The sequence below is a fragment of the Kosakonia sp. SOY2 genome (genome assembly GCF_027109175.1).
Taxonomy (GTDB): Bacteria; Pseudomonadota; Gammaproteobacteria; order Enterobacterales; family Enterobacteriaceae; genus Kosakonia.
The window spans coordinates 1,318,817-1,334,755 of record NZ_JAPVXH010000001.1 but is presented as its reverse complement, the minus strand read 5'-3'; the positions used below and the strand labels follow the sequence as shown (position 1 = coordinate 1,334,755).

Below are 15,939 nucleotides of genomic sequence, written 5' to 3'. Positions count from 1 at the left end.
ATGGCAGGTGATGGCGAGACCTGGTGACATGTGTGCAGGCGTTGCCTGTTACTCTCGCGCCGGAATGCATTTAATGAGGGAGAAAATCAATGACAAGACAGCTTTTGCGCTGCCCTTGCTGCGGTGGCGAAACGCTTACAGAAAGCGGTGCGTGGGAGATCTGCCCTGTTTGTCTCTGGGAAGATGATCCGCTGCAGGCAGACAACCCCGATTTGGCTGGTGGGGCTAATGCGCAGAGTCTTAATGACGCTAAAAAAGCGTATCGTCGACAATTTCCCGCATAAATTGGCCGGGTAAAGCAGCAACGATCGTGGCGCTGCACGATAATAGAACGTGGAATCATCGCAATGACCATGTACGGTAAATGATGGCAGTGGGTAATCGCGCCTTGTTTAAAAAGAGGATGGTCATCTGTTCTTAACAAACGCGGATTTGCAATCCTGCTATTATCAGCCGTTGCGTTTGAGTACAGTAAATAACTTAATGAATTAAATGCTCTCAAACCTTTAGATGTGTGTTTTTGATACTTAAGATTTACTGTTACAGTCGTGCTTGTGAAGGAGTCGTAGCGGGTAAAAATAAGATGAAAAAAGGGATCTTTTTTGCGGCAAGTTTCATTACTGTTGTCTTTTTCGCGATATCCATCACGCTGATTGTTCAGATCCTGAGTACCAAAAACCATACGCGGAATGAACTTAATACGAATATATCCAACCTGAGCCATACCCTCGATACCTATTCAGAGGGAATTATCCGGCAAAGCGAGATGTTGATAAAAAACATTTCTGACATAACGGAAATATATGGCATGGATCCCGCGCAGTTAGTGAATATTAAGAAAATACTCGCCGACCAGAACCTGCTTCTCACCCAGTTAAATAACATTATTATTTATGATGATAAAGGAAATAAAGTTATCGCTTTGCAGGAGAATTTTTGGGGCAGGAGTAATAGCGCTGACCGGTTTTTCTTCATCCACCACCGGGATAATAATTCAAAGGAGATCTTTATCGGCCCGCCTGTGGTGAGCAGAACAAATGGCCAGTGGGTGATCACCGTGAGTCGACGGCTGGAGGATAACGAAGGGAATTTTAAAGGGGTTGCTGTATTGACGCTGAACATCGCCAATTTTTTGCAAACCTATGGAAAGCTGGACATTGGAAAGCAGGGCGCGATTGCGTTAACCAGCGACGCGGGGATCGTGCTTTTACGTTATCCTTTTGATGATAAATATATGGGTAAGGAAATTTCGGACTCGCCATTATTTACGGATTATTTAAAAAGAGGGAATTCCGGGATCGCAACGTCAGTGTCGCGTTTCGATAAAATAGAGCGCATTTATTCATTTCAAAAAAATAAACGCTATGGTTTGGTGACAACCGTTGCCGTTAGCATCGATGAAGCCATGGCTTCATGGCGTCGTCAGTCTGAAATTCTTGCTGCGATCATTCTGTTTCTTATCGGCTGCGTCAGTTTCTCCAGCTATTACCTTATTCAGGATGTTCGCAACCGTATCCGCATCGGCAAAGAGCTGTCGGCAGCAAAAGAGTCTCTGGCGTCTGAGAATGCCGAGTTGCAAGTGATGGCCACTGAAGATGGCTTAACCGGGCTGGCGAATCGGCGCAAATTCGATGAGGCTTTAGTGGACGAAGTGGCAAAATGTACCAGCAACAAACAGCAGATTGCACTGCTATTAATTGATGTCGATTACTTTAAAAAATATAACGACAATTACGGGCATATTGCCGGTGACGGCTGTTTACAGGCAGTCGCCGAAAATTTGAAAAAGACCATTAGCGAAACTTCTTTTCTGGCCGCCCGATATGGCGGAGAAGAGTTTGTGGTCATTCTGCCTGAAACGGATGCGAATTCCGCCGGAAATATTGCCAGAAAGATAGGCCATAATATTAAGCTTGCGAATATTCCCCACCAGCAAAGCCCGCTTGGCGTCGTGAGTGTGAGCATTGGTGTTGCCGCTGGATCTGCCGCCGCATTGAAGGGGCGCGAGGCGATGCTCATTGAATTCGCCGATGAGGCGCTTTACGCAGCGAAATCTTCAGGACGCGACCGTGTTGTTAACTCAAACCGCCAAATTGCGTGATGCGGCCATTCGTGGCGATGTAGCCTGCGGAACGCCTGCCACTGAACCTGAGTTGACGAACCCGCTGAATCGCGGTTTGCGACGAAATGTGTTCACCCGCCCAAAAAACGCAAAAAAATGTTTCCAGGTCGCATAAAGATGCTTTTCAGCTCTCGACGTATTGCGTCTTGCTGCCTATGATGCTTGGGTTTCGCTTTTTTAAATTATCCTGAGGACACAGGGGCAGGGGGAGAGAAATGCGCGCAGCGTTTTTAGTAGGATGTGCCGCTTTATTATTATCGGCATGCAGCAGTGAACCCGTTCAGCAAGCGACCGCAGCACACGTAGCGCCGGGGCTTAAAGCCGCAATGTCAAATGGTGGTCAGGCGAATTGCGCGATGATTGGTGGTTCGTTGTCTGTTGCCCGGCAACTCGATGGTTCAATGGTGGGAATGTGCGCCTTACCAAATGGCAAACGCTGCAGTGAACAGTCGCTTGCCACCGGAAGCTGCGGCAGTTACTGAGCCTTCGCCGCGCGCGTGTAAATCAGGGTTTGCGTCGCCGTCGCCAGCGTCAGCTGGTTGTCAGTAAGATCAACTTGCGCACCTTCGCTGAGCATCGCATTAATGGTGTGGTCCAGTTCATTACGCTGCTGGTCAGGGCAGAGCATCATGGTCATGCCCATCTGTTTGACGGTCAATTTGCCTTCAGAGAGTTTTCCCTGGCCCATAAAGCCGTTGCACATTTTGCCGGACACGCGCAGGTCTTTATCAAAACGGATTTCCGGTGCCGGGTCATTACCCTGCACGGCCTGGCCGTTCACGGTGGTCAGCACAAAACGCTGATCTGCCAGTTGCTGTGGCTTCAATGTGTCGGTGCGGGAACTCACGCAGCCAGAAAGCACTACGCTCAACGCAACCAAAGTCATGATTTTCTTCATCTCGTCCTCTAAGGGGTTATCCATCACGTGGGGGATTCTAACAGGCTAAGCCTGGGCGTCATCGGGGTTTGTCCGAAAGGGTTCCCGTGCAGGCAGGGGAACCCCGGACAATCAGGCCAGCACGTTCGGGCAGGCTTCGCCGTCGCGTAACTGGCGCAGGTTTTCCAGCGTTGTTTCGGAAATGCTAATCAACGCCTCGGCCGTCAGGAATGCCTGGTGACCGGTAAACAGCACGTTGTGACAAGCTGATAAGCGACGGAACACGTCGTCCTGAATAACATCGTTGGATTTATCTTCAAAGAACAGATCGCGTTCGTTTTCATACACATCCATTCCCAGCGCGCCGATTTTTTGCGTTTTCAGCGCTTCTATCGCCGCTTGCGAATCCACTAATCCACCGCGGCTGGTATTGATGATCATTACGCCATCTTTCATCTGAGCAAAGGCGTCGCGGTTAAGCAGGTGGAAGTTTTCTGGGGTGAGCGGGCAGTGCAGGGAGATAACATCCGCCTGCGAAAACAGCGTCGGCAGATCAACATACTCCACGCCAAGCTCCAGCGCCGCTGCGCTCGGGTACGGGTCGAACGCCAGCAGGCGCATGCCAAACCCTTTCAGAATGCGCAAGGCGGCAACGCCAATTTTACCGGTGCCGATAACGCCCGCCGTTTTACCGTACATGGTGAAACCGGTCAGCCCTTCCAGGGAGAAGTTAGCATCGCGGGTACGCTGATACGCACGATGAATGCGACGGTTCAGGGTCATCATCATGCCAATGGCATGCTCTGCCACTGCTTCCGGTGAGTAGGCCGGAACACGCACGACCTGCAACCCCAGCTCTTTTGCCGCGTCGAGATCAACGTTGTTGAACCCGGCACAGCGCAGGGCGATAAACTTCACGCCGAGCTTTTTCAGCTCTTCCAGCACCGGGCGGCTGCCATCGTCGTTAACAAAAATACAGACCCCATCACAGCCGTTCGCGGTTTTGGCAGTCTTTTCGGTTAACAGAAAGTCGAAAAATTCAAGATCGTAGCCATATTTCTCGTTTACCTGCTGCAAATACTTTTTATCGTATTGCTTTGTGCTGTATATCGCGAGTTTCATAAGACTTTCTCCAATGGTTTTCTACCCACATTATCACGTTTTAAAATTATTATGTAAACGTTCAAATTTTATTGACAACCATGGGCGCGGTGAATGTATCCAGTTTCAGTATATCCGCTGCTAGCGCAATTGTTTCAACGAGCCAATGGCGCTCCAGTTGATCGCCAGAGCGGTGAATACGCCGATAAGCCATGGAATTTTGGAGTCGTGAAAGTAGTTAGCACTGAGATAATCGCTGAAGGTAAAGCAGGTGAAAACGGTGGTACCGATAAACCAGCCGCGAATTAAAGAACCTTTCGTGAACATACGCTGAATCCATAAGTTAATGATATTAAAACACTATTTTCTGTAACTACTGAAAATGCACTCGCCAGACTATGATTAAAACGACTCGCGCCTTCAAAGGGACGGTCAAACATGCCACAATAACCGCCAGAATCGGCTTAATCATATGCAAAATCAGGATATTAGCTACCCATGAAGGGTAAATACAAAGCCGCCATCGCACTGGTGTTACTGTTCCTTCTGTTGCCGCTTACGCTGCTGCTGACGCTTGCGCAATGGGTGCCGACGCTGGTCGGGATCTGGTTGCCAGCCGGCACGCGTATCGCCATGGAGGAGAGCCCGCGATTCACCCGACACGCGTTAAACATCCCCGATCTGCGCTATCTGGTCGGTGATTGTCAACTGGCATCATTACAGAACGCCGAACTCACACACCCCAGCCGCTGGCAGCTTCATATTGGCGCGCTGGATATTAACACCGCCTGCCTGAATAAACTGCCACAAAGTGAAACTGTTTCTGCCGCGCCGCGTACGCTGGCCCAATGGCAAGCCATGCTGCCTTATAGCTGGCTGACGGTAGAGCGTTTTACCGTTTCGCCATGGAAAACGTGGGCAGGTAAATTATCCGCGTCGTTGACACCGGATGTGCAGCAACTTACTTATTCAGGCGAGCGCGTTGATCTCCATGCCCGTTTGCGCGGGCAGACGCTGACGGTTAGCCGCATGGCGCTGCGTCTTGTCGATGATCAGCCGCCGTTTACACTCGGTGGCGAATTTACCCTGCCGGATGTTCCAGACAGCGTACCCGTTAACGGACATATGGAAAGCACCTTAACCCTGTCGCAGCAGCCGGGCGTGGTGGATGTCGATCTCGACTGGCGCGATAACGAAGGGCAACTGGTGGTTATGGCGCGCGATCAGGGCGATCCGCTACTCGCTCTGCCGTGGCAGCTTACGCCCGAACAATTGACCATCAGCGATGGACGCTGGAGCTGGCCCTATCAGGGTTTTCCGCTGAGCGGTCGGGTCGGTGTAAAAGTGGATAACTGGCAACAGGGGCTGGAAAAGGCGCAGTTCAGTGGCCGGTTAAACGTGCTGACGCAGGGCGACGCCGGGAAAGGCAATGCGGTACTGACAATTGGCCCTGGCCGTCTTGGTAGCGACAAGAACGATATGCCGCTGCAACTGACCGGAGAAGCAAAGCAGGGCGATCTGGTGTTTTATGCGGTGCTTCCCGCCCATCTGAGCGGCAGTATTGACGATCCGCAACTGGCTTTTACGCCTGGCGCGCTGCTGCGCTCGCGCGGACGGGTGATTGATTCGTTAAATATTGATGAAGTGCGCTGGCCGCTGGCGGGCGTCAAGCTCACTCAGCATGGTATTGACGGGCGTTTGCAGGCCATCCTTCGCGCGCATGAAAATGCGATGGGGGATTTCCGTCTGCATCTTGATGGTCAGGCGCAGGATTTTCTGCCGGATAACGGCCTGTGGCGCTGGCGCTACTGGGGCGACGGCAATTTCACGCCGATGAACGCACGCTGGGAAGTCGCCGGTCGCGGCGAATGGAATAACAACACGATCACACTTAACGATCTCTCGACCGGCTTTGACCAGTTGCAATATGGCGCGATGCACATGGCTGCGCCCCGGTTAGTGCTGGATGCACCAGTAAAGTGGGTGCGTGACGCGGCAAATCCGCAGTTCACCGGCGCACTGACGCTGGATGCCGGGCAAACCAGCTTCAGCGCGGGAAGTGTCTTACCGCCTTCGACCTTGACATTCAGCGTCGAAGGCAACGATCCAACCATGTTCCAGTTTAAGGGGGCGTTGCAGGCCGACACGATTGGCCCGGTGCAGGTTAATGGCCGCTGGGACGGTGAGCGTTTACGCGGTCAGGCATGGTGGCCGCGTCAGGCGCTCTCGGTATTCCAGCCGCTTATTCCCCCGGACTGGAAAATGAAGCTGCTCAATGGCGCACTGTATGCGCAGGTCGCCTTTTCCGCCGCAGCGGACCAGGGTTTTGAAGCGGGCGGTCACGGTGTGCTAAAAAGCGGCAGTGTCTGGACGCCGGACAACCAAATCAGCGGCGTCGATTTTGTGCTGCCATTCCGCTACCGCGAAGGGCGCTGGCAACTGGGAACCCGCAGACCGGTTTCATTGCGCATCGGTGAGATAACAAACCAGGTGACAGCGAAAAACATCACCGCTGATTTGCAGGGCGCGTGGCCGTGGAGCGAGGACAATCCGCTCGTTTTAAGCGATGTCAGCGTCGATGTACTGGGCGGAAAAGTGACCATGCAGCAGTTACGTATGCCGCAGCACGACCCGGCACTGCTGCGTCTGAAGCACATTTCCGCCAGTGAGTTGATAAGCGCAGTGAATCCGAAGCAGTTCGCGCTTTCCGGGCCGTTTGACGGCGCGCTGCCGCTGTGGCTGGATAACCCGCAATGGATCATTAAAGATGGCTGGCTGCATAACCCCGGCCCGATGACGCTGCGGATCGATAAAGATACCGCTGACGCGGTGGTGAAGGACAACATGGCGGCGGGCGCGGCGATTAACTGGCTGCGCTATATGGAAATTTCCCGCTCATGGACGAAGATCAATCTGGATAATTTGGGGCTGCTGACGCTGCAGGCCACCCTGCGCGGCACCAGTTTTGTCGATGGCAAAAGCAGTACCGTGAATTTGAACTATACCCATGAGGAGAATGTATTCACCTTATGGCGCAGTTTACGTTTTGGCGACAATTTGCAGTCATGGCTTGAGCAACACGCGGCGCTACCGCAAGCCCGCTGCGCGAAGGGCGAAGAGTGTGAGGATAAAAAATGAGAACCCTGAAAGCCTTGCCCGTAGTGATGGCGACAATGCTGCTGGCCGCCTGCACGCCGCGGATTGAGGTGGCGGCGCCAAAGGAGCCGATCACCATCAATATGAACGTGAAGATCGAGCATGAAATTCACATCAAAGTGGATAAAGACGTTGAAACCCTGCTGAAAACCCGCAGCGACTTGTTCTGAGGCGATGATGAAAAAACGTGTCATAAGCGCGCTGCTGGCCGTTGGCCTTTTCAGCGCAACCGCTCAGGCGCTGACGCTTGATGAGGCCCGCACCCAGGGGCGCGTCGGTGAAACACTCAATGGATATGTCGCGCCGATAAGCCAGGATAAAGAGACGCTGGCGCTGGTGGAACGCATTAACAAAGCGCGCACTGAGAGCTACCAGCAACTGGCCGATCGCAACAACATCGCGGTGGATGACGTGGCCAGAATGGCCGGACAGAAACTGGTGGAACGCGCGAAGCCCGGCGACTACGTGCAGGGCATTAACGGTAAATGGATGAAGAAACCGTAAGCGGCGCGTTACCTTCCTGAGCAAGGTGCTGGGGCAGCCTGCCAGCGCTTTCGCACTCCGGTGAATCAGCCACCGCGTCATGGGGTTGATAAAAAAGCGGGATGTGTCGTAACCACAGGCGGCGCGGGTAAGCATCCAGCCGATAATATTACGGAAGGTGAATAGCCGGAAAAGCGGGGAAAAGCACCCTCCCACCAGGAGGTGAGAGGGGGAAATCTTAGGCAGCCACCAGGCTGTCGATTGCGGCTTTGGCGTCGGTCTGCGCTTTGGTCGCCACTTCCGGACCGTAAGCAATACCTTCTGCGAAGACAAAGTTCACATCGGTAATGCCGATAAAGCCGAGGAACAATTTCAGGTACGGCGCAACCAGATCGGACGGAGTGTCTTTATGGATACCGCCACGGCTGGAAACCACGATGACACGTTTACCTTTCACCAGACCTTCCGGGCCCGCTTCGGTATAACGGAACGTCACGCCAGCACGCGCCACCAGATCGAAGTAGTTTTTCAGCTGCGTCGGGATGTTGAAGTTGTACATCGGGGCGTTAATGACAATCACGTCATGCGCTTGCAGCTCAGCAATCAGCTCGTCGGAGAGCGCCAGTGCTTCCTGCTGACGTGGTGTCAGCGGGGCATCGCTCGGGCGCAGCGCGCCAACCAGTTCGCCATCCAGCACCGGGATCGGATTAGCGGCCAGGTCACGCACGGTAATGTGATCCGCCGGGTGTTTTTCACGCCACTGTTCAACGAAATAATCGGCTAACTGACCAGACTGTGAGTACCCTGCCAGAATACTGGATTTAAGAACTAAAACTTTGCTCATTGGGTGTTTCCTTTATTGTATTTGCAATGGGTTGCCCCGTGACGTCATGACACTCTATTCACAAAATCTCTACATGAATAGCGCAATATATCGAATCCTATGTTCGAATTTCTTGAACAAGAAAAGGATTGCGGCGATGTGCTATCCTACTGCGATTGCGAACTTAAGATGTTTCCCGGCAGTGCTCTGCCCAATAACGCTATGACAGAACAACAGAAATTGACGATTACCGATCTCAGCGCGCAGCTCAGCACCCTGATGCTACGCGACCAGCAGCGCTTCGCCCGCCGCCTCCACGGCAGCAAGAAAGTTAAAAATCCTGAATCTCAGCAAGCACTGCTACAGACGCTGGCGCAAGAGATAAACGAAGCCGCCGGAAAAGTGGCGCAGCGCGAAGCCGCGCGCCCGACCATTGATTACCCGGACAACCTGCCGGTCAGCCAGAAAAAACAGGCGATCCTGGAAGCTATCCGCGATAACCAGGTGGTGATTGTGGCCGGCGAAACCGGCTCCGGTAAAACCACGCAATTACCGAAAATTTGCATGGAGCTGGGACGCGGCATTAAAGGGTTGATTGGTCATACTCAGCCGCGTCGTCTGGCGGCGCGCACCGTTGCCAACCGTATTGCCGAAGAGCTGAAAACCGAACCGGGCGGTTGCATTGGCTATAAAGTACGTTTCAGCGATCACGTTAGCGACAACACCATGGTCAAGCTGATGACCGACGGTATCCTGCTGGCGGAAATCCAGCAGGATCGCTTGCTGATGCAGTACGACACCATCATTATCGATGAGGCGCACGAACGCAGCCTGAACATCGATTTTCTGCTGGGTTATCTGCGTGAATTACTGCCGCGCCGCCCGGATCTGAAAATTATCATCACCTCCGCCACCATCGATCCGCAACGTTTCTCGCGCCATTTCAATAACGCGCCGATTATCGAAGTGTCCGGGCGCACTTACCCGGTGGAAGTGCGCTATCGGCCGATTGTCGAAGAAGCGGACGACACGGAACGCGACCAGCTTCAGGCGATATTCGATGCGGTGGATGAGCTTGGGCGCGAAAGTGCAGGCGATATTCTGATCTTTATGAGCGGCGAGCGGGAAATCCGCGACACCGCCGATGCCCTGAGCAAGCGCGATCTGCGCCACACGGAGATCCTGCCGCTGTATGCGCGTTTATCAAACAGTGAGCAAAACCGCGTATTCCAGCCGCACAGCGGGCGGCGCATCGTGCTGGCGACCAACGTGGCGGAAACGTCGCTGACCGTACCGGGCATCAAATATGTCATTGATCCGGGTACGGCGCGCATCAGCCGCTACAGCTATCGCACCAAAGTGCAGCGTTTGCCGATTGAGCCGATTTCACAGGCCTCTGCTAACCAGCGTAAAGGGCGCTGCGGCCGCGTGTCGGAAGGGATCTGTATTCGTCTCTATTCAGAAGATGATTTCCTGTCACGCCCGGAATTTACCGATCCGGAAATTCTGCGCACCAACCTGGCGTCGGTCATTTTGCAAATGACGGCTTTAGGGCTCGGTGATATCGCCGCCTTCCCGTTTGTTGAAGCGCCGGATAAACGCAATATTCAGGACGGTGTTCGCCTGCTGGAAGAGTTAGGCGCGATCACCACCGACGAGCAGCAGACCGCCTACAAACTGACGCCGCTGGGCCGCCAGCTATCGCAACTGCCGGTCGATCCGCGCTTAGCGCGTATGGTACTGGAAGCGCAAAAACATGGCTGCGTGCGCGAAGCAATGATCATTACCTCGGCGCTGTCGATTCAGGATCCGCGCGAAAGACCGCTGGATAAAAAGCAGGCTTCAGACGAGAAGCACCAGCGCTTTCATGATAAAGAGTCTGATTTCCTCGCTTTTGTGAACCTGTGGAATTACCTGGGCGAGCAGCAAAAAGCGCTCTCGTCAAACCAGTTCCGTCGTCAGTGCCGGGTGGATTACCTGAACTATCTGCGCGTGCGCGAATGGCAGGATATCTACACGCAACTGCGCCAGGTGGTGAAAGAGTTAGGGATCCCGGTCAACAGCGAGCCTGCGGAATATCGCGAAATTCATATCGCACTGTTAACCGGTTTGCTGTCGCACATTGGTATGAAAGATGCCGATAAACAGGAATTTACCGGCGCGCGTAATGCCCGTTTTTCCATCTTCCCCGGCTCGGGTTTATTCAAAAAACCGCCGAAATGGACAATGGTTGCGGAACTGGTGGAAACCAGCCGTTTGTGGGGGCGCATCGCCGCGCGCATCGATCCGGAATGGGTTGAACCGGTAGCGCAGCACCTGATTAAACGTTCGTACAGTGAACCGCACTGGGAGCGGGCGCAGGGCGCGGTAATGGCAACGGAAAAAGTGACGGTTTATGGTCTGCCAATCGTTGCGGCGCGCAAAGTGAACTACAGCCAGATCGACCCGATGCTGTGTCGTGAGCTCTTTATTCGCCACGCGCTGGTCGAGGGTGACTGGCAAACCCGGCATGCTTTCTTTCGCGACAACCTGAAACTGCGCGCGGAAGTGGAAGAACTGGAGCACAAATCCCGCCGCCGCGACATTCTGGTGGACGACGAAACGCTGTTTGAGTTTTATGACCAGCGCATTAGCCACGAGGTGATTTCCGCCCGCCATTTCGACAGCTGGTGGAAAAAGGCCAGCCGTGAAGCCCCCGATCTGCTCAACTTCGAAAAGAGCATGCTGATTAAAGAGGGCGCAGAGGGCGTCAGTAAGCTCGATTACCCCAATTTCTGGCATCAGGGCAACCTGAAGCTGCGTCTGAGTTACCAGTTTGAACCGGGCGCGGATGCCGACGGCGTCACGGTACATATCCCGCTGCCGTTATTAAACCAGGTCGAAGAGAGCGGGTTTGAGTGGCAAATTCCCGGCCTGCGCCGCGAACTGGTGATTGCGCTGATCAAATCACTGCCGAAACCGACGCGGCGCAACTTCGTTCCCGCGCCAAACTACGCCGAAGCGTTTCTGGGACGCGTTACACCGCTGGAACTGCCATTGCTGGATGCGCTGGAGCGCGAACTGCGCCGGATGACGGGGGTTACCGTCGACCGCGACGACTGGCACTGGGATCAGGTGCCCGATCACCTGAAAATCAGCTTCCGCGTAGTGGATGACAAGAACAAGAAGCTGCTGGAAGGGCGCTCGCTGGCCGAACTGAAAGAGCGCCTGAAAGGCAAAGTGCAGGAAACTCTTTCCGCGGTGGCCGATGACGGCATCGAGCAGAGCGGTTTGCATATCTGGAGTTTCGGCCAGTTGCCGGAAAGCTACGAGCAAAAACGCGGTAACTACAAGGTAAAAGCCTGGCCTGCGCTGGTCGATGAACGTGACAGTGTCGCGATCAAGCTGTTTGATAACCCGCAGGAGCAGCAACAGGCGATGTGGCGCGGTATCCGCCGCCTGCTGCTGCTAAATATTCCGTCGCCGATTAAATACCTGCACGAGAAATTGCCCAACAAAGCCAAGCTGGGGCTCTATTTCAACCCGTACGGCAAAGTGCTGGATTTGATTGATGACTGCATTTCCTGCGGCGTGGACAAACTGATTGATGACGCGGGCGGCCCGGTGTGGACGGAAGAGAGCTTCGCTGCGCTGCATGAAAAAGTGCGCGCCGAACTGAACGAAACGGTGGTGGAGATCGCCAAACAGGTCGAACAGATCCTGACGGCGGTGTTCAATATCAACAAGCGGCTGAAAGGGCGCGTGGATATGACCATGGCGCTCGGGCTGTCGGATATCAAAACGCAAATGAGCGGGCTGGTGTATCGCGGGTTTGTTACCGGCAACGGTTTCCGCCGTCTGGGCGACACGTTGCGTTACCTGCAAGCCATCGAGAAGCGGCTGGAAAAACTGGCCGTCGATCCGCACCGCGACCGCGCGCAGATGCTGAAAGTGGAGCAGACGCAGCAAGCCTGGCAGCAGTGGCTGAATAAACTGCCGCCGGCACGCCGGGAAGATGAGGATGTCAAAGCGATCCGCTGGATGATCGAAGAGCTGCGCGTCAGCTACTTTGCGCAGCAACTGGGGACACCGTATCCCATCTCCGATAAGCGTATCCTGCAGGCAATGGAGCAGATTAGCGCCTGAACGGATAGTAGCCCGGTTGCGATGCCTACCGGGCTACTATCATCGCCTTAGCGCGTTGCCAGCTAAGCGAGTTTCCCATCCGGCAATGATTTGCACCGGTAACCTTACGCATTCACCCAGGCAAGCGTAAAGCCGTCCCATCCCTTGACGCCGACCGTTTGCATGGCAGTGGCCGTCAGGCGCGGGTCGGCGCCAATCATCTCGATGAATTTACGCACGCCCTGCACACTGGCATCGGTGGTCGTCGGGTTAGTCACTGCACCGTCGCGCACCACATTATCGCCAATAATTAGCGTACCCGGACGGGCATAGTGCATCGCCCATTTCAGGTAGTTCGGGTTATTGGGTTTGTCGGCATCGATAAAAATCAGATCGAACGGCGGGCGTTCGCCGAGGTTTTCCAGCGTCTGCAGCGCCGGGCCTTCGGCAACGGTGACCTGATGCGCCACCCCGGCAAGCTGCAGGTTTTCACGCGCTATCGCCGCGTGTAGCGGATCGGCTTCCAGCGTCAGCAGTTCGCCGCCGGTTGGCAGCTCGCGCGCCATCCACACTGTGCTGTAACCGCCGAGCGTACCGATTTCAAGAATGCGCTTCGCCCGCACCATGCGCACAAACAGCGCCAGTAATTGCCCCTGAGCGGGCGAAACATCAATGGCCGGAAGCCCTGCGCGCTGGTTATTTGCCAGCACCTGCGTCAGGATTTCATCTTCCGGAATCAGCTGTTTTACTAAGTATTCGTCAACCGCGGACCACTTCTGCTGCATAGCATTACTCCTGGTTTATTAGAAACTTAATTCAGTCCGGACCAGCCACCTCCCAGTGCGCGATAGAGATCCACCTGCGCCAGTAACAGATTGTTTTTAACCTGCACCGCGCTCAGTTGAGCGGAAAACAGCGTACGCTGGGCGTCCAGCACGTCCAGATAAGAGGAATAACCGTTGTGATAACGGTTTTGCGCAATGCGTAACGTCTCCTGCGCGACATCGACTTGCCCGGCAAGCTCGGTGAGCTGCTCGCCCAGACGGGTGATGGCATCAAGGCTATCGTTCACCTCTTTGAACGCGTTGCGCACGGTTTTTTCATAGGTGTAAAGCGCCTGATTACGCTGCGACATCGAGACATCGACCTGCGCATTCAGCGCCTGGCGGTTGAGCAACGGGGCAAGAATGCTGCCGCCAATGCTCCACAACCGTAGCGGATTATCCAGCAAACCGGGCAGCGTATCGCCCTGCATACTGCCGGTTGCCGTCAGGTTAATCGACGGCAGTAATTTCGCCTGCGACGCGGCGAGTGTCGCATCGGCGGCAACCAACTGGCGCTGCGCCTGCACAATATCCGGCCGCCGGTTGAGCAAACTTGACGGTAACTGCGAGGGCAATGTCAGCGGTGTTAACGCCGCAAATTCGCCACGATTCACCGTCCCCGGATTATTACCCAGCAGCACACTCAACGCATTTTCCTGCTGGCTTATCTGATGTTGCAGCACCGGGATCTGCGCGCGCGTGCTGCGCAACTCGGAATCCGCTTGCATCAGCTCCAGCCGCGAAGTATAGCCGGTCTCATACTGTCGCCGGGCAAGTTTGAGCGCATCTTCCCGCGCTGCCAGCGTGGATTGCGTGACCTGTAATTGTGCATCCAGCGACAGCAGCGTGAGATAACCGGAAGCGACATTGGTCGCCACCGTCAAATCGGCCGCCGCTGCCGCTGCTTTCTGGGCTTCCAGCGAGGCGTCTGCCGCACGAGACGCGCTGCGGCTGGCTCCCCAGATATCGACGTTGTAACTGGCCGTCAGATTGCCTTTGTACAAGGTGCTGTAAACGGGTAAACCCGTGGCGGCAGATTGCGACCGGGCGCGGGTGCCGGAAATTCCGGCGTCCAGTTCGGGGAACAGGGCGCTGTCGGCGGCGTAAACCCGCGCCTGATATTCATTGACCCGCTCGCGGGCGATCAGCACGTCGCTGTTGTGGCGTAGTGCCTGGTCGACATAGCGGTTTAGCTGGCTGTCGTGAAAGTTACGCCACCAGACGCTATCCGTTTTGCTGACCGGACCCGCCTCGCTGCGCCAGGCCGCCGGGATCTGCAGCGACGGTTGGGCTTGCTGAACATCGGCAGACTGGCAAGCGGCAAGGGTGAGACTCAACGCGACAACGGTGAGACGCCGCTTCATTGCTCTGCCTCCCGCGTATCAATATGTACCTGCACCGACATTCCAGGGCGCAGCCTTGCCAGTTCGTCGGGTTTCGCCTCCACCTGGATACGCACCGGAATGCGCTGGGCGATTTTGACAAAGTTACCGGTGGCGTTATCCGGGCTGATAGCGCTAAATTCCACGCCGGTAGCCGGTGAGATGCTCTCCACGCGCCCGTGGTAGCTGCGCCCGTCCAGCGCATCGACGGTAAAGCGCACTGGCTGCCCGACAACCACATTTGCCAGTTGCGTCTCCTTCAGGTTGGCGATCACCCAGCGTTGCGACGGCACCAGCGAGGTCAGGTGCGTTCCGGCGGTGACATACGCGCCAAGGCGCACGCTGATTTGCCCCAGTTGCCCGTCGCGAGGGGCGACAATACGGGTGTTTTGCAGATCGATTTGCGCCAGTTCAAGCGCCGCTTTGGCGTTTTCCACATCTGCCTGTAGCGACCCGCGATTAACGATGGTGGTTTGCAAATCCTGGCGCGACATCTCAAGCGTCGCTTGTGCCTGGGCAATACTGGCAGTGTTCTGCGCGGCGGTGGCGAGGGCGGCGTCGCGTTCACGAATGGAGAGCGAGCCGTCTGCGGTCAGTGCTTTCACGCGTTTTAAATCTGCCTGGGATTTCAAATCCTGCGCTTTGGCGCTGGCAAGCGCGGCTTCGTTGCGGGCAATGACGGCCTGCGCGCTTTTTCGCTGCTGGAGGTTGTTATCCAGCGCAGCCAGCTTCATCGCCAGCGTGGCTTTCGCCTGATCGACGCGCTGGCGGTAGATTCGGTCATCGATCTGCATAATCAGATCGCCTTTTTTCACGACGGCGAAATCCTGTACCGGCACGTCGGTGATGTAGCCGTTCACCTGCGGGCTGATAAATGTTGTCTGGCCACGTACATAGGCGTTATCAGTAAACTGGGTATGGCGCGTAAACGGCGGCAACTGCCAGGCGTAAAGGATCACCAGTACGCCCACCAGGCCAATCGCGGCGGCGGAAAAAAGAGAAACCACACGTAAGTTGCTGCGGGTATTGGCCCGCTCTTTGGCGGCATCCTGCTGGCTCATAGACAC

14 protein-coding genes are annotated in these 15,939 nt (G+C 55.0%); 6 read left to right on the top strand and 8 right to left on the bottom strand.

Going from position 1 to position 15,939, the window contains the following annotated elements:
* Positions 1-70 precede the first annotated feature (70 nt).
* Positions 71-724 carry a hypothetical protein gene (locus O3S68_RS24270; protein ID WP_442913100.1) on the bottom strand — a complete coding sequence of 218 codons (654 nt, stop codon included), beginning with the start codon at positions 722-724 and terminating at the stop codon, positions 71-73.
* Between the two features lie 84 nt (positions 725-808).
* On the opposite strand from O3S68_RS24270, the gene O3S68_RS06260 reads away from it, so the two are divergent.
* Both O3S68_RS06260 and O3S68_RS06255 read left to right on the top strand, forming a co-directional pair.
* Positions 809-2,101 (top strand): sensor domain-containing diguanylate cyclase, encoded by a 1,293-nt coding sequence (locus O3S68_RS06260; protein ID WP_269231665.1) that lies wholly within the window; start codon positions 809-811, stop codon positions 2,099-2,101.
* 236 nt (positions 2,102-2,337) lie between these two features.
* A complete protein-coding gene (locus tag O3S68_RS06255) occupies positions 2,338-2,604 on the top strand; it encodes a putative hemolysin (RefSeq protein ID WP_071925194.1) in 267 nt (88 codons plus the stop codon).
* Here the strand turns inward: O3S68_RS06255 and hslJ are convergent.
* From hslJ to O3S68_RS06240, 3 genes are all read right to left on the bottom strand, one after another.
* Positions 2,598-3,020 (bottom strand): heat shock protein HslJ, encoded by a 423-nt coding sequence (gene hslJ / locus O3S68_RS06250; protein WP_097405954.1) that lies wholly within the window; start codon positions 3,018-3,020, stop codon positions 2,598-2,600. The genes O3S68_RS06255 and hslJ overlap by 7 nt on opposite strands.
* Before the next feature lie 111 nt (positions 3,021-3,131).
* Positions 3,132-4,121 carry a 2-hydroxyacid dehydrogenase gene (locus O3S68_RS06245; protein ID WP_016495923.1) on the bottom strand — a complete coding sequence of 330 codons (990 nt, stop codon included), beginning with the start codon at positions 4,119-4,121 and terminating at the stop codon, positions 3,132-3,134.
* A 120-nt stretch (positions 4,122-4,241) separates the two neighbouring features.
* Positions 4,242-4,427 (bottom strand): hypothetical protein, encoded by a 186-nt coding sequence (locus O3S68_RS06240; protein ID WP_016495924.1) that lies wholly within the window; start codon positions 4,425-4,427, stop codon positions 4,242-4,244.
* Positions 4,428-4,598: 171 nt separating this feature from the next.
* Between O3S68_RS06240 and O3S68_RS06235 the strand changes: the two genes are divergently transcribed.
* Genes O3S68_RS06235 through O3S68_RS06225 form a run of 3 tightly spaced genes read left to right on the top strand, consistent with a single transcriptional unit; the run spans position 4,599 to position 7,760 of the window.
* Entirely contained in the window at positions 4,599-7,238 is a 2,640-nt protein-coding gene (locus O3S68_RS06235; RefSeq protein WP_269231068.1) for a YdbH family protein, read from the top strand.
* A complete protein-coding gene (locus tag O3S68_RS06230) occupies positions 7,235-7,426 on the top strand; it encodes a YnbE family lipoprotein (protein ID WP_269231067.1) in 192 nt (63 codons plus the stop codon). Before O3S68_RS06235 ends, O3S68_RS06230 begins: the two co-directional genes overlap by 4 nt.
* Before the next feature lie 7 nt (positions 7,427-7,433).
* Positions 7,434-7,760, top strand: coding sequence for a YdbL family protein (locus O3S68_RS06225; protein ID WP_016495927.1), 327 nt, complete (start codon positions 7,434-7,436; stop codon positions 7,758-7,760).
* Between the two features lie 217 nt (positions 7,761-7,977).
* Here O3S68_RS06225 and azoR read toward each other — a convergent pair whose 3' ends face one another.
* Entirely contained in the window at positions 7,978-8,583 is a 606-nt protein-coding gene (gene azoR, locus O3S68_RS06220) for an FMN-dependent NADH-azoreductase (protein WP_269231066.1), read from the bottom strand.
* 201 nt (positions 8,584-8,784) lie between these two features.
* On the opposite strand from azoR, the gene hrpA reads away from it, so the two are divergent.
* Entirely contained in the window at positions 8,785-12,687 is a 3,903-nt protein-coding gene (gene hrpA, locus O3S68_RS06215) for an ATP-dependent RNA helicase HrpA (RefSeq protein WP_269231065.1), read from the top strand.
* Positions 12,688-12,791: 104 nt separating this feature from the next.
* Here the strand turns inward: hrpA and O3S68_RS06210 are convergent, their stop codons facing one another.
* From O3S68_RS06210 to O3S68_RS06200, 3 genes are read right to left on the bottom strand one after another with little or no spacing between them, the layout of a single operon-like run.
* Positions 12,792-13,451, bottom strand: a complete 660-nt coding sequence (locus O3S68_RS06210; protein ID WP_016495931.1) for an O-methyltransferase — start codon at positions 13,449-13,451, stop codon at positions 12,792-12,794.
* A 26-nt stretch (positions 13,452-13,477) separates the two neighbouring features.
* Positions 13,478-14,854, bottom strand: a complete 1,377-nt coding sequence (locus O3S68_RS06205; protein WP_269231064.1) for an efflux transporter outer membrane subunit — start codon at positions 14,852-14,854, stop codon at positions 13,478-13,480.
* Positions 14,851-15,933 carry an HlyD family secretion protein gene (locus tag O3S68_RS06200; RefSeq protein WP_016495933.1) on the bottom strand — a complete coding sequence of 361 codons (1,083 nt, stop codon included), beginning with the start codon at positions 15,931-15,933 and terminating at the stop codon, positions 14,851-14,853. The genes O3S68_RS06205 and O3S68_RS06200 overlap by 4 nt, the downstream gene beginning before the upstream one ends.
* Positions 15,934-15,939: the final 6 nt, after the last annotated feature.